This window comes from Bradyrhizobium shewense, from assembly GCF_900094605.1.
Lineage (GTDB): Bacteria > Pseudomonadota > Alphaproteobacteria > Rhizobiales > Xanthobacteraceae > Bradyrhizobium > Bradyrhizobium shewense.
Map to the genome: position 1 here is coordinate 469,527 of NZ_FMAI01000002.1, position 19,981 is coordinate 489,507.

Annotated in this window: 20 protein-coding genes; 14 read left to right on the forward strand and 6 right to left on the reverse strand. The window is 65.2% G+C overall.

The window, feature by feature from the left end; all coding sequences use genetic code 11:
- Positions 1–210 precede the first annotated feature (210 nt).
- The 3 genes from GA0061098_RS06435 to GA0061098_RS06445 all read left to right on the forward strand — a co-directional run bounded on the left by GA0061098_RS06435 (position 211) and on the right by GA0061098_RS06445 (position 2,369).
- Positions 211–1,185: a hypothetical protein gene (locus tag GA0061098_RS06435; protein WP_165637184.1), complete on the forward strand. Its 975-nt coding sequence runs from the start codon at positions 211–213 to the stop codon at positions 1,183–1,185.
- 108 nt (positions 1,186–1,293) lie between these two features.
- Complete coding sequence (locus GA0061098_RS06440; RefSeq protein ID WP_091954891.1) at positions 1,294–1,890, forward strand: TetR/AcrR family transcriptional regulator; 597 nt, start codon at positions 1,294–1,296, stop codon at positions 1,888–1,890.
- 11 nt (positions 1,891–1,901) lie between these two features.
- Positions 1,902–2,369, forward strand: a complete 468-nt coding sequence (locus GA0061098_RS06445) for a PaaI family thioesterase (protein WP_091954894.1) — start codon at positions 1,902–1,904, stop codon at positions 2,367–2,369.
- A 36-nt stretch (positions 2,370–2,405) separates the two neighbouring features.
- Here GA0061098_RS06445 and rplI read toward each other — a convergent pair whose 3' ends face one another.
- From rplI to rpsF, 4 genes are all read right to left on the reverse strand, one after another.
- Positions 2,406–3,005, reverse strand: coding sequence for a 50S ribosomal protein L9 (gene rplI, locus GA0061098_RS06450; RefSeq protein ID WP_091954897.1), 600 nt, complete (start codon positions 3,003–3,005; stop codon positions 2,406–2,408).
- 50 nt (positions 3,006–3,055) lie between these two features.
- Positions 3,056–4,042 (reverse strand): YybS family protein, encoded by a 987-nt coding sequence (locus GA0061098_RS06455; protein WP_091954900.1) that lies wholly within the window; start codon positions 4,040–4,042, stop codon positions 3,056–3,058.
- Positions 4,043–4,173: 131 nt separating this feature from the next.
- On the reverse strand, positions 4,174–4,413 hold the full coding sequence (rpsR, locus tag GA0061098_RS06460; RefSeq protein ID WP_007592020.1) for a 30S ribosomal protein S18: 240 nt from the start codon (positions 4,411–4,413) through the stop codon (positions 4,174–4,176).
- A gap of 5 nt (positions 4,414–4,418) precedes the next feature.
- Positions 4,419–4,934 (reverse strand): 30S ribosomal protein S6, encoded by a 516-nt coding sequence (gene rpsF, locus GA0061098_RS06465; protein ID WP_091955334.1) that lies wholly within the window; start codon positions 4,932–4,934, stop codon positions 4,419–4,421.
- 341 nt (positions 4,935–5,275) lie between these two features.
- Here rpsF and GA0061098_RS06470 point away from each other — a divergent pair, with 341 nt between their 5' ends.
- From GA0061098_RS06470 to gmk, 9 genes are all read left to right on the forward strand, one after another.
- Positions 5,276–5,980, forward strand: coding sequence for a TetR/AcrR family transcriptional regulator C-terminal domain-containing protein (locus tag GA0061098_RS06470; RefSeq protein ID WP_091954903.1), 705 nt, complete (start codon positions 5,276–5,278; stop codon positions 5,978–5,980).
- Between the two features lie 3 nt (positions 5,981–5,983).
- Positions 5,984–7,009 (forward strand): fatty acid desaturase family protein, encoded by a 1,026-nt coding sequence (locus GA0061098_RS06475; RefSeq protein ID WP_091954905.1) that lies wholly within the window; start codon positions 5,984–5,986, stop codon positions 7,007–7,009.
- A gap of 173 nt (positions 7,010–7,182) precedes the next feature.
- The gene (gene fabD / locus GA0061098_RS06480; protein ID WP_091955337.1) at positions 7,183–8,142 is read left to right on the forward strand and encodes an ACP S-malonyltransferase; all 960 of its coding nucleotides are present in this window, start codon (positions 7,183–7,185) and stop codon (positions 8,140–8,142) included.
- Positions 8,143–8,243: 101 nt separating this feature from the next.
- Positions 8,244–8,981, forward strand: a complete 738-nt coding sequence (fabG, locus tag GA0061098_RS06485; RefSeq protein ID WP_027557576.1) for a 3-oxoacyl-[acyl-carrier-protein] reductase — start codon at positions 8,244–8,246, stop codon at positions 8,979–8,981.
- 313 nt (positions 8,982–9,294) lie between these two features.
- Positions 9,295–9,534, forward strand: coding sequence for an acyl carrier protein (locus tag GA0061098_RS06490; protein WP_008130699.1), 240 nt, complete (start codon positions 9,295–9,297; stop codon positions 9,532–9,534).
- Positions 9,535–9,642: 108 nt separating this feature from the next.
- Positions 9,643–10,908 carry a beta-ketoacyl-ACP synthase II gene (fabF, locus tag GA0061098_RS06495; RefSeq protein WP_091954908.1) on the forward strand — a complete coding sequence of 422 codons (1,266 nt, stop codon included), beginning with the start codon at positions 9,643–9,645 and terminating at the stop codon, positions 10,906–10,908.
- Positions 10,909–11,033: 125 nt separating this feature from the next.
- Positions 11,034–12,308: an endolytic transglycosylase MltG gene (gene mltG, locus GA0061098_RS06500; protein ID WP_091954912.1), complete on the forward strand. Its 1,275-nt coding sequence runs from the start codon at positions 11,034–11,036 to the stop codon at positions 12,306–12,308.
- Positions 12,309–12,422: 114 nt separating this feature from the next.
- Entirely contained in the window at positions 12,423–13,310 is an 888-nt protein-coding gene (locus tag GA0061098_RS06505; RefSeq protein ID WP_091954916.1) for a YicC/YloC family endoribonuclease, read from the forward strand.
- 3 nt (positions 13,311–13,313) lie between these two features.
- Positions 13,314–13,973 carry a guanylate kinase gene (gmk, locus tag GA0061098_RS06510; protein ID WP_091954920.1) on the forward strand — a complete coding sequence of 220 codons (660 nt, stop codon included), beginning with the start codon at positions 13,314–13,316 and terminating at the stop codon, positions 13,971–13,973.
- On the opposite strand, the gene GA0061098_RS06515 is transcribed toward gmk, so the two are convergent.
- Together GA0061098_RS06515 and GA0061098_RS06520 are read right to left on the reverse strand one after the other, a co-directional pair.
- On the reverse strand, positions 13,906–15,099 hold the full coding sequence (locus GA0061098_RS06515; RefSeq protein ID WP_245323174.1) for a hypothetical protein: 1,194 nt from the start codon (positions 15,097–15,099) through the stop codon (positions 13,906–13,908). The two genes, gmk and GA0061098_RS06515, sit on opposite strands and share 68 nt — an antisense overlap.
- A gap of 153 nt (positions 15,100–15,252) precedes the next feature.
- Positions 15,253–15,456, reverse strand: coding sequence for a hypothetical protein (locus GA0061098_RS06520; protein ID WP_091954930.1), 204 nt, complete (start codon positions 15,454–15,456; stop codon positions 15,253–15,255).
- A 1,267-nt stretch (positions 15,457–16,723) separates the two neighbouring features.
- Between GA0061098_RS06520 and GA0061098_RS06530 the strand changes: the two genes are divergently transcribed.
- Positions 16,724–18,004, forward strand: a complete 1,281-nt coding sequence (locus tag GA0061098_RS06530) for an amidohydrolase family protein (protein ID WP_091954933.1) — start codon at positions 16,724–16,726, stop codon at positions 18,002–18,004.
- Between the two features lie 262 nt (positions 18,005–18,266).
- Positions 18,267–19,889: a hypothetical protein gene (locus GA0061098_RS06535; protein ID WP_245323175.1), complete on the forward strand. Its 1,623-nt coding sequence runs from the start codon at positions 18,267–18,269 to the stop codon at positions 19,887–19,889.
- The last annotated feature ends 92 nt before the right edge of the window (positions 19,890–19,981 follow it).

Below are 19,981 nucleotides of genomic sequence, written 5' to 3' on the forward strand. Positions count from 1 at the left end.
CGCGGCGGTTCCTATGCGCATGCATCCAAATTTAGGGAGGCAGGATGGGCTGCGCTAATGCGCTGAGTTCACAGCCGATATTCGCAAACCGCTTAATCACATCCTTGCGCGTGGTGCCTGCTTCCATTCGCGGCTCAATCGGATAAAAGGTGACCCGCCGCCGCGCCCGATGCCGGCTGCACCTCTCGGAATTCAATGGAGATGATGGGAATGTCGAGCCGAGCGCTCAGCCTCGCGACGGTATTGCTTCTGATCGGCTTCGGCGCTGCCGATACCGTTTTTGCGCAGGTGACCAACCTCGAGGCCGGCAAAACCCCGTCCCAGCTTTTCGCGCAGACCTGCAATGCGTGCCACAAGAGCCCGCGCGGACTTCTGAAATCCGTCGCGCCGGGCTCGCTGCCGGGCTTCCTGCGCCAGCACTACACCACGAGCTCGGACATGGCGGGCATCCTCGCCTCCTATCTCGTCTCCAACGGCGCCACCGACACACGCTACCAGGCCAAGGACGGCAAGAAGGACGGCGCCAAGGAGAAGGACGCGAGCTCCAATCCCGAACATCAGGGCCGCCGCCCGCGCGCCCAGGACGCCGCCAAGCCGGACGGCGAGGCTGCTGCACCCGCAGCGGAAGGTACCCGCCAGAAGCGCGCCGCACGTCCGGCCGAGGAGGGCACGAAGCCCGAGGGCCAGGCTGCGCCCGAGGGACGCAAGAGCAAGCGCCGCGCCAAGCCCGGCACCGAGGAGGCGCCGAAGGTCGACGCCGCGGCGCCAGCCACTGACGAGAAGAAGAGCGAGCCCAAGCCCGAGTCCAAACCTGAGTCCAAGCCCGACACGGCCAAGGTCGAGCCCGGCCGCGACGAGGCCAAGCCCGACAACGGCAAGGCATCCGAGAAGCCCGCTGAGACCAGGCCTGATAGCGTCAAGGTCGAGCCCCGCGGCAGCGACGCTCCGGCGCTGCGGCCCGATCCGGTCCCGGCAGTGACGCCGGCTGCACCGGCCACCGCGAAGCCTGCCGAGCCAGCCGCACCCAAGCCGGCGGAAGAGGCTGCTCCCAAGCCGGCCGCGCCTGCCGCCAGCTCCGAACCGGCGGCCAAGCCGCAGCAGCCGGCACCGCCCGCGACTGCCGCAGCTCCGCCTGCTGCGCCGGCCGAGTCCTCCGGTCCGCCAACGCCGCCGATCTCGCGCTAAGCCAGCTAGTTTTCTGATCGACTTGCGGAGGCCGCGTTGATCGCGGCCTCCGCATTGCGTTGACCGCGCCTAGAGTATTGCTCTAGAGTGTTGCTCTAGGAAAAGTCGATGGTGGCGAGCGTGCGGGACGATCTGTTGGCAGCCGGGCTGATCGTGTTTGACCGCGTCGGCTTCGAAGCCGCGACGGTGGCCGCGATCCGCACCCGGGCCCGCGCCTCCAATGGCAGCTTCTTTCACGCCTTCGGCTCGAAGAAGGAGCTCGCCGGTGCGCTGTTCCTGGAGGTCTTGCGGCACTATCACGCCGCGGTGCTGGCCGCGCTCGATCCCGTGCCCGATGCGGAGCAGGGCATCGAACGGCTGATCCGGGCCCATCTCGACTGGGTCGTGACCAGCCGGCGCGAGGCGCGCTACCTGTTCGAGATATCGCGAAGCGAGTGGGGCGAGGACGTTCGCGACGCCCAGCGCGCGCAGAATGCGCGGCTCGCCGACGGCATCGAGCGCTGGCGCGCGCCGCTGGTCGCAAATGGCGAGCTCTTGCCGATGACGCCGGTGATGTTTGTGAGCCAGCTCATCGGCCCGGCGCAGATCTTCTGCCGCGCTTTCCTGTCGGGACGCGACCGCGCCGATCCGCGCGTCGAGGCCGACACGCTGATCGCCTGTGCCGGCCGTGCGCTGCGGCCGCCCGAACGCATCAACAAGACATAAGGAGAGGCCTCATGAGCGCCGCAGCAGATCCGGAATTCGCCACTGTAGCAGAACGCATCCACGCCAATGTCGGCCAGCAAGGCTTCATGAACCTGGTCGGCGCCGAGCTTTCGGAATTATCGCGCGGCACTTGCACGATCGCCGTGGAGCGCCGGCCGGAGCTGCTGCAGCAGCACGGCTTCTTCCACGGCGGGGTTACCGCCTTCCTGGTCGACAACGCCACGACGATCGCAGCCGCGACCTCGCGCGGCCAGCCGGCGCTGACGGCGGAATACAAGCTCAACCTGTTGTCGCCCGCGGTCGGTGAGAAGCTGATCTGCCGTGCCCGGGTGATCAAGCCGGGCCGCCAGGTGTCGGTGGTCGCGGCCGACGTGTTCTGCGTCAGCGACGGTGTCGAGAAGCACACGGCAACGGCGCTGGCCTCGATCGCGATGTTGAGCGAGGACGTCGCCGCAAAAACGAAAAACCCGGCCGCTTGAGGCGACCGGGCTTCGCTTCGCGTATGAATGCGAGGCTTACTTCTCTTCCGCGGCCGGCGCCGGCTCGGCTTCGTCGTGCTCGGCTTCCGGATCGAAGAACTCGCCGGCGGCGGCGATCGCCTCGGCAGCCGCGTCGCGGTCCTCGTTGCGGGTCGAGATGTCCTCGCCGCGGTTGATGCGCTCGGCCTCGTCCTGGCTGCGCGCAACCGTGACGGAAACCTCGACCTCGACCTCTGGGTGAACGGCGACGGTGATGGTGTGCTTGCCGATGGTCTTGATCGGCGCGTCGAGCTGCACCTGCGGGCGCTCGAGCGCGACACCGTCAGCTTCGAACGCCATGACGACGTCGCGCACGGTGACCGAGCCGAACAGCTGTCCGGCTTCGGAGGCCTGACGGATCACGATGATGTTCTTGCCCGAGATCTTCTCGGCGACCTTGGACGCCTCGCCCTTCGACGCGAGGTTGCGGGCCTCGAGGTCGGCCTTCATGCCGTCGTACTTGGCGCGATTGTCGGCGGTGGCGCGCAGCGCCTTGCCGCGCTTGAGCAGGAAATTGCGGGCATAGCCGTCGCGAACCTTCACGACTTCGCCCATCTGGCCGAGCTTGTTGACGCGTTCCAGCAAAATGACTTCCATATTCGTTCTCCTTTTGAAGTGCTCTCTAAGGTTTCGGTTTCGGGTTGAACTCAAGGGGTCGGCAGCGGCGGCGGTTGCCGGCTGCGCAGGAAGCGTTCGCGGAAGCCGAACACGGCATCCGCAAGTCCGAGGATCACCATCGCGATCACGGGCCATCCGAACACGACCACGACGGCATAGGTCGAGCCGAGCCAGAACGTCCGGCTCTTCAGCGCCAGCGTGAGCGTATGCAGCACGGCAAAGCCGGTTAGCGCATAGCCCATCATCAGCGCGGCCGCGGCGATCTGTGCGGCGATCGCGAGCAGCCCGCCGGTGAAGCAGAAGGCGAGCGCGATGCAGAGCGCCACCAGCGTCATCGGCGGCAGCTCCGCCGTCTTCATGTCCGGCCACGGGCGGCGCAGCCGGCCCGACGTCGCCGTGATCTTGGCGCTGAGCCAGAGGTTGAGGGTCAGCGTCATCATCGCGATGATGGTGGCCCCAGCCGGTGCGATCCGCACCATCGCGTCGACGAACTGACCGGCTTCGCCGGAGCTTTGCGGGTCGGTGGCCCGGAGCAGGCGCATCAAGCCGCGCCGCAGCGTGCCGATGATGGTCTCGGCGTCGGTCCCGAGCGTGAGCAGGGCAGCGATCGTGGTCAACGTGGCGAAGCCCGCCAGCCACAGCAGGATGCGGCCGACCGGATACCATTCGAGCTCAGGCTCGGCGGGCGTGGCGGCGTCCGGCGCGACATGTCCCACGGCAACCTTTCCCACAGGACGGCTGAGCAGGACGAGATGGCCGAGCCACCACGCCGGCAGCGCGACGGTAACGGCGAATGCGATGCAATAGGGCAGGCCGAACAGGGCACCGAGGCCGATCGCAGCAGCGATGCCGCCGAGGCTCGCGCAAAGCGGTCCCCAGCCGATCGCGGCGACCATCAGCGGCAGCGGTGCGAGATAGAACAGGACGAGCGAGATCAGCGCGCCCGAAATGATCGAGGCGAACATCAGGGCCGACGCAGCGCCGGCGATCAAGGCTATCAGCACAAAGGCCATCATCAGCTGTCCCGCTCCCTTCGAGCGGTTAGAGGCATCTTGCCCCAACCATCGGCGACCGGACGACCCGGAAGCCTTATGAGTTCAGAAAAGTCGCGACCGGCGGCTTGGCGCCGCCGGTCGAATTGGTCGTATCAGCGAATGACGTAGGGCAACAGGCCCAGGAACCGCGCGCGCTTGATGGCGCGGGCGAGCTCACGCTGCTTCTTCGCGGACACCGCGGTGATGCGGCTCGGCACGATCTTGCCGCGCTCGGAGACGTAACGCATCAGCAGCTTGGAGTCCTTGTAGTCGATCTTGGGAGCATTGGCGCCCGTGAACGGGCAGCTCTTGCGACGACGGAAAAACGGGCGGCGTGCACCAGCTTCAGCCATTGTTTTTACTCCCCATCCGTCGTGGTGGTGGTGGTGGTTTCAGCTTCTTCGCGCGGACGGCGCGGGCCGCGATCACCGCGGAAGCCGCCACCGTCACGATCGCCACCACGGAAACCACCCTCGCGGTCGCCACGGAAGCCACCGCCTTCGCGGTCGCCACGGAAGCCGCCGCCACGGTCGTCACGCTCGCGGTCACGGTCGGCCTTGCGCATCATCGCGGACGGGCCTTCCTCGAGCTCCTCGACGCGGACGCTGAGATAGCGGATCACGTCTTCGCTGATGCGCTCCTGGCGCTCGATCTCGGCGATCGCCGCGGACGGCGCGTCGATGTTGAGCAGCACGAAGTGCGCCTTGCGGTTCTTGTTCATGCGGTAGGTGAGGGAGCGTACGCCCCAATTCTCGGTCTTGGTGACCTTGCCGCCGAGACCCTCGACGATGCCGGTCATCTGCGCAGTCAGTTCTTCGACCTGCTGCGTGCTCGCGTCCTGACGCGCAAGAAAAACATGCTCATAAAGAGCCATGGTGGTCCTTTCCTCATGTTGGCGCATCGCCCGGCGTCAAGCCCTTAAGAGGCCTTCGGAAAGGACTCTGGGATTAAGCTCAGAAGGCGGAAACACGGGACGACGGGCCGACTGGCCCTGCCACACCAAAATCACGAATGATTTGCTGAGACCGTCCGTTCAGCTCCCGGCCGGGGTCTGCGGATGCGCGCCTTATACGGATTTTAGCTGACTTGGCAAGGTTGGAGTGCCCCGTTTTCGGCCAGACGGAGCTGACAGGGGGGCCTTCAAACCACACCCTCCCCTACCAGCTTGACCTATTTGTTTGTATATCATACAAATAACGAGGTCGGGAGGTGCTGATGACGGGTGAATCGGTCCAGGCTCCATTTGAGGCGTCGGCGGGTGATCCGAAGCACGCCGCGCGGGCCACGCGGTCGGCCGGGCGCAAGATGCGCTCGCTGCTGCTGGATGCGGCAAGCCCGCTGTTCCGGGAGCGGGGGCTGTCGGGCACGGCGATCACCGACATCGCGGCCGCCGCGGACGCATTCCCGAGCCAGATCACCTACTACTTCCGCACCAAGGAGGCGCTGTTCGTCGAATGCGCCTGCCGCGAGCTGCTGTATCTGGCTCGTGCGACCGAGCAGGCGGCGCTGAAGGCGCGCACGCCACGGGACTACACGCACGCACTGGCGGAGACCGTGACGGCGAGCGATTCAGTGGCCTTCTTCGCCGAAGCTCTGACATTGACGCGGCGCCGCCAGGATCTTGCACCGCTCGTCGAGCGCACGATCGAGCGCCTGCACGGCGAAGGCGCGCGCGCCTATGCGAGCCAGGTGGCGCGGCACGGCTGGCGCTCGCTGCGCGCGCCGGACGAAAGCTCGCGGCGGTTCTGGGCCGTCGCCATCGGCGTCATTCTCGAAGGCTACGCCATGGGCCGTTCGCCCGAGGCGCTCTGCGCCGAGATGCTGCGCGTGCTCGGCGAGCAGGCGAAATCCGATGACACGGCGCGCCTCCGTCTCGTCGAGGGGCGCGAGGCATCAAGCAATTCGAACGAGGAAGGCTAGGCCATGACCGCGCCTCGCATGCGTGCCCGCGATTTCCTGACCGACGACCAGCTTGCCGATGTCCGAGAGCGTGTGACCTGGAAAGGTGTTGCGCTGATCGCGCACGCCTGGGCGTTGATCATTGGCGCGATCGCATTGGTCGCTTGGTGGCCCAATCCGGTCACTTATATCCTCGCCGTCGCAATCATCGGCTCGCGCCAGCTGGGCCTCGCGATCCTGATGCATGATGGCGCGCACGGCTGCCTGTCCGCCGACGAGAAAACCAATCTGGCCCTGAGCCAGTGGCTCTGTGCCTATCCGCTGTTTGCGGAGACGCGCAGCTACCGGCGTTACCACCTGCAGCACCATGCGCGCACGCAGCAGGAGGATGATCCCGATCTCGTGCTGTCGGCGCCGTTTCCGATTACGAAGCTGAGCTATCGCCGCAAGTTCATTCGCGACATCACAGGGCAGACCGGCTACCAGCAGCGCAAGGCGCAGCTGCTCAATGCGCTCGGGCCGAAGGACTGGCCGTGGCGGCAGCGTCTGGCGCATTTCTGGGACAAGCTCGGCCCGCAATGCCTCCTCAACGCCGTGATGTTCGCAGCGCTCGCGGCGGCCGGCGTATGGTGGGCCTATCCGCTGCTCTGGCTGGTGCCGCTTCTGACCTGGATGATGGTCATCACCCGCATCCGTAACATTGCAGAGCATGCCGTCGTCCCCGACAGCAGCGATCCCCTGCGCAATACCCGCACCACGCATGCCAATGTTCTCGAGCGCCTGTTCATCGCGCCGTACTACGTCAATTATCACCTCGAGCATCATCTGCTGTTCTACGTGCCCTGTTACAATCTGCCGAAGGTCCATCGCCTGCTGAGCGAGAGCCGGCACGCCGGCCGCATGGAGGTGCAGCCGAACTACGCGGCGGTGTTGCGGCTGGCGACGGCAAAGCCTGACAGGGAGGATCGGCCGGGGCAGTTGGCGAGCAGCGCGCGCCGTGCGCAGGCCGGAGCGGAGGTCGATGCCAACCAGACCGCCGGTGGGTTTTGAGGGGGCGCATCCCCAGTTGAGTGCTGCTCGAAGTTCCCATCTCGGCTTGACAGTCCAGCCCCGGACAGTGTCTACGGCCCCCTTTGGAGCACGATCCGGAACCATGGCCTAACGCCGTGCGTAATCGGCTGCCGGTTCTCGCAGGGATCGTGCCCGACAAGCAGGGAGCGCCGATGACGGCTGCATTCACATTTCCTGGGCAGGGTTCCCAGGCGGTCGGCATGGGCAAGGCCCTGGCCGATGCCTTTCCGGTGGCGCGCGCCGTGTTCGACGAGGTCGACGCCGCGCTAGGGGAGAAGCTGACAGCGATCATCTGGGATGGTCCGGCCGAAACCCTCCAGCTCACCGAGAACGCTCAGCCGGCACTGATGGCGGTGTCTGTCGCCACCCTGCGCGTGCTGGAGGCTGAGGCGGGATTTTCCGTGGGACGAGATGCGGCCTTCGTCGCCGGCCACTCGCTCGGTGAATATTCGGCGCTGGCCGCGGCCGGCAGTCTGACGGTCTCGGATACCGCCCGTCTGCTTCGCACCCGCGGTCTCGCAATGCAAAAAGCCGTTCCGGTCGGCGCAGGCGCGATGGCCGCGCTGCTCGGTCTCGACTACGAGGCCGCCATCGAGGTCGCCAAGGAGGCGGCGCAGGGGCAGGTCTGCCAGGCCGCCAACGACAATGGCGGCGGGCAGGTTGTCGTCTCGGGCGACAAGGCCGCGGTCGATCGCGCCGTCGAGATCGCCAAGACCAAGGGCGCCAAGCGCGCGATGCTGCTGCCGGTGTCCGCTCCGTTCCATTGCAAGCTGATGCAGCCCGCTGCCGACGCCATGGCCGAAGCGCTGTCGAAGGTCACGATCAAGGCCCCGGCTTCGCCGCTGGTGTCGAACGTGCTGGCGAGCGCCATCACCGATCCCGACGAGATCCGCCGCCGCCTGGTCGAGCAGGTCACCGGCACCGTGCGTTGGCGCGAGTCGGTTGCTTATATGGCAGGGCAGGGCGTCACGCGGTTCTTCGAGATCGGCGCCGGCAAGGTGCTGTCCGGTCTCGTCAAGCGCATCGCGGACGGCGCCGTCGGCGTTTCAGTCGGTGGCCCGAACGACATTGCCGCCGCCAAGGATGCATTGGCCGCTGCGAAGCAGGGCTAAAGCGCGATGATTTCTCATCGCGCTTGAGTTTTTCAGTTTACGCACGATCTTTCGGAAAACCGCTGCGCACTTTTCCGGATCGTGCTTTGGAGGAGTTTTCGATGTTCGATCTGACTGGCAAAAAGGCGCTCGTCACCGGCGCGACCGGCGGTATCGGCGGCGCGATCGCGCAGGCGCTGCACGCGCAGGGCGCGACCGTTGCGATATCAGGAACGCGCAAGGAGGTGCTGGACGAGCTTGCCGGCAAGCTCGGCGAGCGCACCCATGTGCTGCCCTGCAATCTCTCCAAGGCCGACGAGGTCGAGGCGCTGGTGCCCGCTGCGGAAGCGGCAATGGGCCAGGTCGACATCCTCATCGCCAATGCCGGCATCACCCGCGACAATCTCTTCGTGCAGCTCCGTGACGAGGATTGGGAGGAGGTCATCAACGTCAATCTGACCGCGACCTTCCGCCTGGCGCGCGCCGCCACCAAGCTGATGATGCGCAAGCGCTTCGGCCGCATCATCGCCATCACCTCGGTGGTCGGCGTCACCGGCAATCCAGGGCAGGGCAATTACACGGCGTCGAAAGCGGGCCTGATCGGCATGATCAAGACGCTCGGGGCCGAATACGCCAAGCGCGGCGTCACCGCCAACTGCATCGCACCGGGCTTCATCAAGACGCCGATGACCGATGCGCTCAACGACAAGCAGCGCGAAACGATTCTGACCAAGGTTCCGGCCGCCCGCCTGGGGACGCCCGAGGATATCGCGGCGGCCGCCGTCTACCTGAGTTCGAACGAAGCAGCCTACGTCACCGGCCAGACCATTCACGTCAACGGCGGCATGGCCATGATCTGAAGCGCTCGTTCCGCACTGCCCACATGGGCTGTGCGGATGCGGCAAACGGCCGTTTCCGGAGGGAAATGAGGCTTATAGTCAAGGCAGTTGAAGTATGATAACCGGACGCTCAACGGATGGGCAAAGAACGCCATTGCAGGTTTTTGAAACCCTGTATATTGGCGATGCGGAGCCTTGGCCGTCGTTCGCCGGGCCCTGTATCGGTTAGGATGGGGCCAAATCAAAGTTCGTAAGCGAAGGCAAGTAACACGACCACGACGGCTCGTATCGTCCCGGGGGGTCGGGTCTACAGGGAACAACACGAGGTTATGCAATGAGTGACATTGGCGAACGGGTTAAGAAGATCGTGGTCGAACACCTTGGTGTTGAACCCGAGAAGGTTGTCGACGCCGCGAGCTTCATCGACGACCTCGGCGCCGACAGTCTGGACACCGTCGAGCTGGTGATGGCGTTCGAAGAAGAATTCGGTTGCGAGATTCCGGACGACGCTGCGGAAACGATTCTCACCGTCGGCGACGCCACGAAGTTTCTCGAGAAGAACGCGAAGAGCTAAGGCTCTTCATTTTCGCGGGGACAACATTGAAACCGGACGGGCCGCTTCCCAGCGGTCAGCCGGTTTCTTGTTATTGGCCGTGAATCTTTCGATGCGGAGTTTTCGGATATGAGGCGGGTTGTCGTCACTGGTCTCGGCATGGTGTCGCCTCTCGGCTGCGGCGTCGAGCCGACCTGGAAGCGCATCCTCAACGGCGAGAGCGGTGCGCGCAAGATCGAGAGCTTCGATGTCTCCGATCTTCAGACCAAATACGCCTGCACGGTCGTGCGCGGCGACGGCACCAACGACACCTTCAATCCCGATAAGTGGATGGAGCCGAAGGACCAGCGCAAGGTCGACGACTTCATCATCTTCGGCATGGCCGCAGCCGGCCAGGCGCTCGACGACGCCAACTGGCATCCCGAGACCGAAGAGGACAAATGCGCGACCGGAACCATGATCGGGTCGGGCATCGGCGGCCTCAACGGCATTGCCGAGACCGCGATCCTGCTCAAGGAGCGTGGACCGCGCCGGGTGTCGCCGTTCTTCATTCCGGGCCGCCTGATCAATCTGGCTTCCGGCTACGTCTCGATCGCACATGGACTGAAGGGACCGAACCATTCGGTGGTCACGGCCTGCTCGACCGGGGCACACGCCGTCGGCGATGCCGCCCGCCTGATCGCGCTGGGCGATGCCGACGTGATGGTCGCTGGCGGCGCTGAATCGCCGATCAGCCGCATCGGCATTGCCGGCTTCAACGCCGCGCGCGCGCTCTCGACCGGTTTCAACGACACACCCGAGAAAGCCTCGCGTCCCTATGACAAGGACCGCGACGGTTTTGTGATGGGCGAGGGCGCCGGCGTCCTCGTGCTGGAAGAGCTCGAGCACGCCCGGCGCCGTGGCGCCAGGATCTATGCCGAGGTGATCGGCTACGGTCTTTCGGGTGATGCCTATCACATTACCTCGCCGTCGCCCGACGGCGATGGCGGCTTCCGCAGCATGTCGGCCGCGCTCAAGCGCGCCGGCCTGACCGCCTCCGATCTCAATTACATCAACGCGCACGGCACCTCGACGCCGCTCGGCGACGAGATCGAGCTCGGCGCCGTCGAGCGTCTGCTCGGCAATGCCGCGTCCAAGGTTGCGATGTCCTCGACCAAGTCGTCGACGGGTCATCTCCTCGGTGCGGCCGGTGCGATCGAGGCGATCTTCGCCATTCTCGCGATTCGCGATAATGTCGTGCCGCCGACGATCAACCTCGACAATCCGTCGGTGGAGACTGCGATCGATCTCGTGCCGCATAAGGCGAAGAAGCGAGAGGTCAACGTCGCCTTGTCGAACTCGTTTGGTTTTGGCGGTACCAATGCGTCGGTGATCGTCCGGCGCCTGGCCAGTTAGTTTAAGTTTGAGACGAATCCACCGTTTTGCCGTATTCGGCGATAGTCATGGAAGTGGGCGCGTGCATTTGGCAGGGCAAGCGATTGTCGGGCCGCGATTGAACCGGCAGGATTCAGGTTGTTTCGATGAGTGAAAGGCCGCCCATTTCGCCCCGGAGTCCGCGGGCAGCGCTCGAGCCCGAGCAGGTCCCGCCGCCGCCGAAGCGATCGGACCGTGCGCGCAATCCTTTCGTGGTCGTCGGCAACGCCATCATCACCCTACTGCTGATCGCCATGCTCGGCGCCGGCGGCGTCTATTATTACGGCCGGCAGGTGCTCGAGGCGCCCGGGCCGCTCAAGGATGACAAGATCGTCAACATCCCCCAGCGTGCGGGCAAGCGCGACATCGCCGAGACGCTGAACCGGGAAGGCGTGACCGACATCAACCCGTGGGTGTTCATCGCCAGCGTTGCCGCGTTGAAGGCGAGCTCGGACCTCAAGCCGGGTGAATATGCGTTCCAGAAGAACGCATCGCTCCGCGACGTCATCGCCACCATTGTCGAGGGCAAGGTGGTGCAGCACGCTGTGACGATTCCGGAGGGGCTGACCTCCGAGCAGATCGTGGCGCGCCTGTCCGACAACGACATCTTCACCGGCAGCGTGCGCGAGCTGCCGCGCGAGGGCACCCTGCTGCCCGAGACCTACAAATTCCCGCGCGGCACCCCGCGTGATCAGGTGGTCCAGCGCATGCAGCAGGCGCACAAGCGCGTGCTCGCCGAGATCTGGGAGCGCCGCAATCAGGACATTCCGGTCAAGTCGCCGGAGCAGCTGGTGACGCTCGCCTCGATCGTCGAGAAGGAAACGGGCAAGCCGGACGAGCGCAGCCGTGTCGCCGCGGTGTTCACAAACCGGCTGAAGCAGCGGATCAAGCTGCAGTCGGATCCGACCATCATCTATGGCCTCGTCGGCGGCAAGGGTACGCTGGGCCGCCCGATCAAGCGCAGCGAAATCACGCAGCCCTCGCCCTACAACACCTATGTGATCGAAGGCCTGCCGCCGGGCCCGATCGCCAACCCCGGCCGCGCCTCGCTGGAGGCCGCCGCCAATCCGGCCCGCACCCGCGACCTCTTCTTCGTCGCCGACGGCACCGGCGGGCACGCCTTCACGGAGACTTACGACGCGCATCAGAAGAACGTCGCCAAGCTCCGCGCCATGGAAAAGCAGATCCAGAACGACACGGTGGAGCCGGCCGAGGATGCGCCGCCGCCCGCCGCCGTCGCGCCCGGAACTGCCGATACACCGACGGCGACGACGCCGGCCCGGCCCAACCAACAGAAAAAGCCGCCTGCGGCGCGCCCCGCCGCTCCAGCACCGGCGCGGCAGGGCGCGGTGCAGCCATCGCCGCCGGTGGTCCAGCGCTAGGCGCGTTGCAGACCTGCTTGCCGGCTTTGCGGATTCCACTTTCCTGCAAAATAGTCTTAAGATTCGCGTGGCTTGATGCCTCGCGAATCCCATGTTTCCGGAGAAATTGACCTGATGGCGCTGTCGTCCATGACCGGCTTTGCGAGATGCCACGGCGCAAGCGGGCCGTACACGTTCGAATGGGAATTGAAGTCGGTCAACGCCAAGGGCTTTGACCTCAGGGTGCGGCTGCCGCAAGGGTTCGACGAGCTCGAAGCCCACGCCAAGAAACGCGCCGGCGAGCTGCTGTCGCGCGGCACCGTCTACGCCAATCTCACGGTCAAGCGCGCCAACGCCGCGGCCACCGTTCGCGTCAACGAGGACGTGCTCAACGCCGTGCTCAAGGCCGCCGCCGTCATCGCCGGCAAGGTCGACGCGGTTGCGCCGAGCATCGATGGTCTGCTCGCCATCAAGGGCGTCGTCGAGGTTGCCGAGCCCGAGGGCGACGAGGAGGAGGACACAGCCGCGCGTATCGCCGCCGCCGAGGCCTTCGACAAGGCGCTCGCGGAACTCGTCGAGATGCGCAAGCGCGAGGGCACTTCGCTCGGGCAGATCCTGACCCAGCGGGTCGACGAGGTCGAGCAACTGGCGAAGAGGGCGGAAGCCGCGCCCGGCCGCAAGCCGGAGGCGATCAAGGCCAGGCTCGCCGAGCAGATCGCGAGCCTGCTCGACACCTCCGACCGTTTCGATTCCGACCGCCTGATGCAGGAGGCGATCCTGATCGCCACCCGGGCCGACATCCGCGAGGAGCTCGACCGCATCGCTTCCCACATCGCGCAGGCGCGCGAGCTGATCGGCAAGGGCGGCCCGATCGGCCGCAAGCTCGACTTCCTGGCGCAGGAGTTTCACCGCGAGGTCAACACCTGCTGCTCGAAGTCGAACGATATCGAGCTGACCAATACGGGCCTCGCCATGAAGAACGTGGTCGAGCAGTTCCGCGAGCAGGTCCAGAATCTGGAGTGATCGATGACGAGCGGCGGTCACGGAACTGATGGTGTCGAGCGGCGCGGATTGATGTTCGTGCTGTCCTCGCCCTCGGGCGCGGGCAAGACGACGCTGTCGCGTCTTTTGATCGACCGCATGTCCGGCTTGAAAATGTCGGTGTCTGCGACCACGCGGCCGATGCGGCCGGGCGAGGTCAACGGTAAGGACTATACGTTCGTCGACAAGGCCACGTTCGAGGCGATGGTGAAGGCCGACGAGCTGCTGGAATGGGCGACGGTGTTCGACAACAGCTACGGCACGCCGCGTGGCCCCGTCGAGGCGGCGCTGTCAGCCGGGCAGGACGTGTTGTTCGACATCGACTGGCAGGGCACGCAGCAATTGAAGCACAAGGCCCGTGAGGACGTCGTCAGCGTCTTCATCCTGCCGCCCTCGGCCGGTGATCTCGAAAAGCGCCTGCATTCGCGCGCGCAGGATTCCGACGAGGTCATCCGCAAGCGCATGAGCCGGGCCAGCCACGAGATGAGCCACTGGGCCGAGTACGACTACATCGTGATCAATCACGACGTCGACGAGGCCTTTGCCGAGGTGCAGTCGATCCTGAAGGCCGAGCGCCTCAAGCGCGAGCGGCGGATTGGCCTCGTTGGTTTCGTACGAGCTCTGCAAGCTCAGCTTCAGGGCTAGGCTGCGGCAGCCGCGGCCCTTGCTTCGCCAGCCGTTCCAGCATCGCGGTGATCACGTCGACGTCGACGGCATCCCCGGCCTGCGCATCTTCTTGGTGATCGACGGCCTTTTCGTCGCCGATGTCCTTGACCGCGAGCCGGGGCGCCGATGCCTCTATCTCGAACTTTCCGTTGAAGATGTCGGCCTTGTCGAGCTCGGCGGCCTTGTTGCGAATGGACGCGGATTGCGCCGCGATCCTGCCGATCTCCTTGGTGAAGGCGGCGATTTGCGCGCTCTGCGGCGGCCGAACTTCATCGAAGTCGACGGGGCCCTGCTGTGCGCGCGGCGTGACGGCCGGCTCCGCACCGAGCCAGGGCGCGCGGCTTACGTCATGGTCCTGCGGCGCCCAATCGTCCCAATGTCCGCGGCGGTCGGCGGCCTGGATGCGGAGGCGTCCGCCGGCGAAGCGGTAGATGACGCTGGCGAGGATGCCGGCGAGCGCCAGCGCGCCGCCGATCACGAGCAGCAGCATCTGCACCGAGCCGGCCGGCTTGTCGGCGGTGCCGTCTGCCCCGGCCAGGGCCATCGGCGCGGGAGGCTTTGCCGGCTTCGCGCCCGCCGGCGCGGTGGCCGCAACGGGGGCCGGCGGTGCGGGCGCGGCGGAGGTCGGGGAGGCCTCGGGCCAGCGCGCGGTCACGGCCGGCTGCTGCGCGTTGGTCGCAGGCGCGCCGCTTGGCGGCTGCTGGGCGACCGGCGGCGCATTAGTTGCGGCGGGCGCGGGCGCGCTCATGTTCGGCATGCCTGGTGCGGCACTCGTCTGCGGAGCGGTGTATTCGGCGCGCGCGTTCTGCATCGCTTGCGGCGCGGCCGAATCCGCCTCGGGCGCGTCGGTCGTCGCCTGCGCGGTCTGGGAGGATTTGCCGCCTGCGGCGCGCAGATACCAGCATTGCCGCTTGGTCGTGCGGTCGAGACGATAGTACCAGTGTTGCCCCTGCGGCGCGGCGCCCTTCGGCGAGGCGAGGCAGTCGGCGGCCGCGTTGGCTGTGCTCGATGGCGCCGGCGCGTTCTGCGACACGGCGGCCAGTGGCGCGCCGGCAATGATGCTGCCGACTAGCGCGGATACGAATTTTGCGGTGCGGTTGCCCATCCTGGTCTCCCGGTTACGCATGACGCAACTCTCAACCAGCCCTTTGTCATCAAAGACTTGGGTGGCAATGAGCCGCAAATCCGGAGAGGATGTGGCTTGAATTGGGCTTGCGGCGTGTTCGTTCCGCCGCGAGATCAGGCATTTCCTTGGGCGTTACTGCTTCGCCGAGCTCCAGGTTCCGCCGCAACCATCGGAGCGCCGCCAGGTTCCGGAACCGCTGCGGGCGCCGAGACGGCCGGAGCCGGTGAAGGTCACGCCGTCGCCTTGACCGACCGTGCTGACCGAGCCGCTCGGGCTGACGGTGCCGGTGACGGGGCGAAAAGTGCGTGAGGCGCAGACCGGGCGGGGAGGGGGCACTCGTGGCCCGGACGCACTGCAGCGTTCTTACGCTGCTGCGCAGAGCCGGGACCCAGCGCCTTGGACTCCGTTGCGGCATGGGCCCCGGCTCTGCAGCGCACCGTCGAAGTGACGCTGCGCTGCGTCCGGGGCAGGAGAGCCGAGGTTGAGGCGCGCTGACTCCACCGTCATTGCGAGCGTAGCGACTTGTCCGCCGAAGCCTTGGCGAAGGCGGAAGCAATCCAAAATCCCACCGCGGAAAGACTCTGGATTGCTTCGTCGCAAGGGCTCCTCGCAATGACGGAGTAAAGGGCGGCATCGCCATCCTCAAATTCTAAGCTCGCAGACACGCCTTCCCGTTCTCGCGGCGCGTTTCGCCCGAGGCTTGCTGTCGTTCGCGCCCCATGAAGACCAAAGGGCGCAGGGAAGGCCGGGCGCCGGCGGCACCCGCAAGTCCGTGCGCGACGAAGATGCACACGGGATGGACCACAGGTGATGCCGGTCGCCCGGGCCTTCCCTGCGCGGCTGGTTTTAACGGTGTCCTTCGTGCTCTCCTCGGGGAGCGTTGCACTATTGCCCCCGTCGCCTCGCGGATGATCGATGCGCGTGCCCGGTCGGGCCGCCGCATCACCGCAAGCCTTGACGCACAGACCCCGGGCGTCAGGACCACACGACTTCTCCGTCCGCGGACGATCCCGCCCGAATACCCGGAGGCTTGCGTGTGCTCGCCCTCGGGCATCGACGAAACCGCTGTGACCGCGCCGTGTCGTATCGCGTCGCCTGAGGACTCACGGTTGCCCGCCCTGTCATCATGCTGAGCCGCGCCGGCGCTACCGCGTCCACCGCCACCCGGCCCGCATCTCGTGACGATCGCGAAGCGCCCCTTTGGTAGGGCCGGGATGGGTGGGTCTATGCCACAAATCCGAAATTCGGTAAAGTGGAATATTTTTTGCCAGAGGGGCTTGACCGGGTGTTTTGCCCGACGCCTCTCGGGAACGTTCTGTTTGCCGTTCTCCAATGGCGGAAACGCGCCCCATCGCCGCGAATGACCCGAGCGGACCAGCGCGGACGTGCTGGCTTAGTCGGCGCTCGTCCAGGAAAGTTCACGCGACTTCAGAAAATTTGCGGCTCCTCAGGGCTCGTGAGCAGACATAGGATTGGGTCATCCGCGTGAAGATGCTTCAATTCCAATCCCATTCATTCCGATCTCGTAAGTTGGCGGCGGAAGCGCATCTGCTCGCCAAAGTGGGGCCGTAGCCGCGAAGAAAAAGCGCAAGGGGGGACCATCATGTCCGTGTTGTCACGCCGCGATTTCCTGGCATTTTCGACGTCAGCCGCAGTTGTCGGCCTCGCCGCGCCCGCCGGGGCAGCGATGGGGCCGAACGACAAGTACGATCTGGTGATCCGGGGCGGCGAGGTGCTCGACCCCAGCCAGTCGCTGCGCGCCAGACGCGATATCGGCATCCGCTGGGGCATGATCGAAACGGTGCAGGAGGCGATCCCCGCCGAGCGCGCGCTGAAGAGTATCGACGCGTCGGGCAAGCTAGTGATGCCCGGTCTCATCGATCTGCATAGTCACGTCTACCCCTACGGCTCGGCAATCGGTATTCCCGCCGACGAGCTGGTACAATTCCAGGGCACGACGACCGTCGTCTCGGCGGGCGACGCCGGGGTCAACAATCTGGCGGCGTTGCGCCGGTTCATCGTGGCCCAGACGCGTGCGCGAATGTACGCCTTCGTCCATATCGCCAATAACGGCCTGTCGGCGTTCCCGGCCGCCGAGTTGTACAATATCGACGTCGCACAGACCGAAGCTTGCGCGATGGCGCTCGCCGAGAACGCTGATTTCCTGCTCGGGGTCAAAGTGCGGATGTCGGAGAACGTGATCTACAAGCACGGGCTCGAGCCGCTGAAGCGCGGCATCCAGGCTTGCGAGATGTGCGGCTGGCCGGCGAAGATGATGGTGCATATCGGTGGCGTCGAATCCAAGGAGCTGATGTCGCAGATTCTCGATCTGCTGCGCCCGGGCGACGTGCTGACCCATGCCTATTCGGGCGCACCGAACATGTCCAACGTCTTCACGAATATCGTGCAAGAGGGCAAGCTGCTGCCTGCGGCCCTGGCGGCCAAGCAGCGTGGCGTCATGTTCGACGTCGGTCACGGCGGCGGCAGCTTCGATTTCACCGTGGCGGAAGTCGCGATCCCCGGTGGGTGCACTCCGGACACCATCTCCTCCGATATCCACGTCTTCTCCGGCAATTCGCCGGGCATCCCGTTTTTGCCCAACGTGATGAGCAAGTTCATGACGCTGGGCTTCACGCTGGAGCAGGTGGTCGCGATGGCCACAACGGCTCCGGCGAAGATCATCAATCGCGCGCCGAAAATCGGCACCCTGCAAGTCGGTGCGCCCGGTGACGTCGCCATCATGGAGCTGGTGGAGGGGCCGATCAGCTTCCTCGACACCCGCAACAACAAGAGAGACGGCAAGGCCCAGCTCAAGCCGATCCAGACTGTCATCAACGGCGTGCCGTTCGGCCGGCCTTATCAGGCGCCGTTTGCAGTGAGATAGAGAGCCGGCCGGTGGTCTCAGCTGTTGTCGGGATCAGCGTTCCCTGGTTCCGATCCTTTACCTCTGCGACTGGAAAACGGGCTCGGTGCGGGCAGCTGCGCTTCCTGCAAATGACCGGACGCGGGAAGACGACCCACGGGAACCCTGATATTCCCAGCCTTGCAGTCACCGATTGTTAGGGAGGATTAGATAAACGGCAGGATGTGGGAAATGGACCCCGGCAAGGTGTCAATCGTGATCGAGCGACTGACAGGGGAGTGTGATGGCTGTCGTCGATCAATACGATTGCCCCGACAAGACAGGCAGGGAGTCGTCGGGACATTTGGGTGCCGATGCCTGGATTCAACCCTCAACTGCAGCCATGCTCGTTTGGCTGGGATTGCTTGCGATGGAGATCATCGCAGTCCTCGCGCTGTGCGACTTCAGGCTCTTCTTCACGCTAGACGATGCGTATATCCACCTTGCGGTCGCCGACCAGATCCTGTCGGGCGGATATGGGGTCAACGCCGGGGAATATTCATCGCCTAGCTCATCGATCATCTGGCCATATTTTCTGGCTCTGACCGAAGCGCTTCATCTCGGTGCATTTGGTCCGTTGTTGATCAACGCTGCAGCCGCAGGTGCGACGATCTTGGCTATCATGCGCCTCTTGGAGGCGAGTGGCCTGTTCGATGGCGTGGGCGAGCGTCTGTTCGCTTGTATGATCGCGCTGCTACTCATCTTCAGCACCAGCGCTGTCGCGCTGCCCATGACCGGCATGGAGCACAGTGCTCACGTCTGGGCCTCAATCGTGACCTTTGCTGGTCTCGTGGCGGCGGCGCGCGGGTTCGCACCAACGTCGCTCCATTTCCTCGCCCTGGTGCTGCTTCCGCTCATCCGCTTCGAGGGGATCGCATTCGCCGGTGCCGCCATCGTGGCGTTCGCGCTGCTGGACCAGCGCCGCTTCGCAGCCGGCGCTGCGCTCGTGATTATCGTCACTCTATCGGGCTATGTCGTTCTCATGGCCTCGCGTGGCCTGCCGTTGCTGCCGAGCTCCGTCTTGTTGAAGGGCTATCTGACGACACTTGATCAGCCCGCGAGCGAGCTACCCGCTATCGTCAGAAACATGCTGCGGAGCGTGATGACGTCATATGGATTGCGGCTCATCGCACTCGGTCTCGCTGTTGCCTGGTGCGCCAGTCTGCTACGCGCCGATCGCAAGGTCCTGATCGTCCTTCTGACCGTCATCGTTGCCGTCGGAGCTCATCTGGCGTGCGGGCAATACGGTTGGTTCAATCGGTACGAGGTATACATCATGGCTCTCGCGGCGACCGCGCTGCTGTGGGGCGTCGCACAACTCAAGCCACGGCTCTCCAGGCTGCAATGGTCTCGTGTGAAGATTGGCGTGGTCTTCGGGCTCGGCACCGCCGCGATTCCCTACATGACAGCGGCAGTTGTCACCCCGGTAGGCGCAAGCGATATCTACGAGCAGCAATATCAAATGGCTCGTTTCGCGCAATCGTTCTACAGAGATGCGGTTGGGGTCAACGATCTCGGCCTGGTTGCATATGGCAATACCAAGTACACGCTCGATCTCTGGGGCCTTGGTTCGGAGCAGGTGCGCAAGGCGAGAATGGCGGGAGATTATGGGCCGGCAGAGATGGCGGCCCTTGCCCACGATTACGACGTCGGTCTCATCATGATTTATGAGGGCTGGTTCGAGAAAGGCGTGCCGTCGAGCTGGACGAAGGTGGCCGTGCTCCAGACAAGAAGCGTGACCTTGTCGCGGCAGAATGTCGATTTTTATCGCACCCCGCTGGCCGATGCGGCGGCGGTCGATGCGGCGCTTCGGGCGTTCAAGGCAACGCTGCCGTCGCGGGACAGGCTGGATATCATCGCGCCGTAGCGTGATCTCATGAGGTGCAAGGCATCGCTCGAGAGATCATCCGCAGGACGGAGTGGGGCCTGCTGCCGATCGAGCCCGTTCGCCTGGAAACT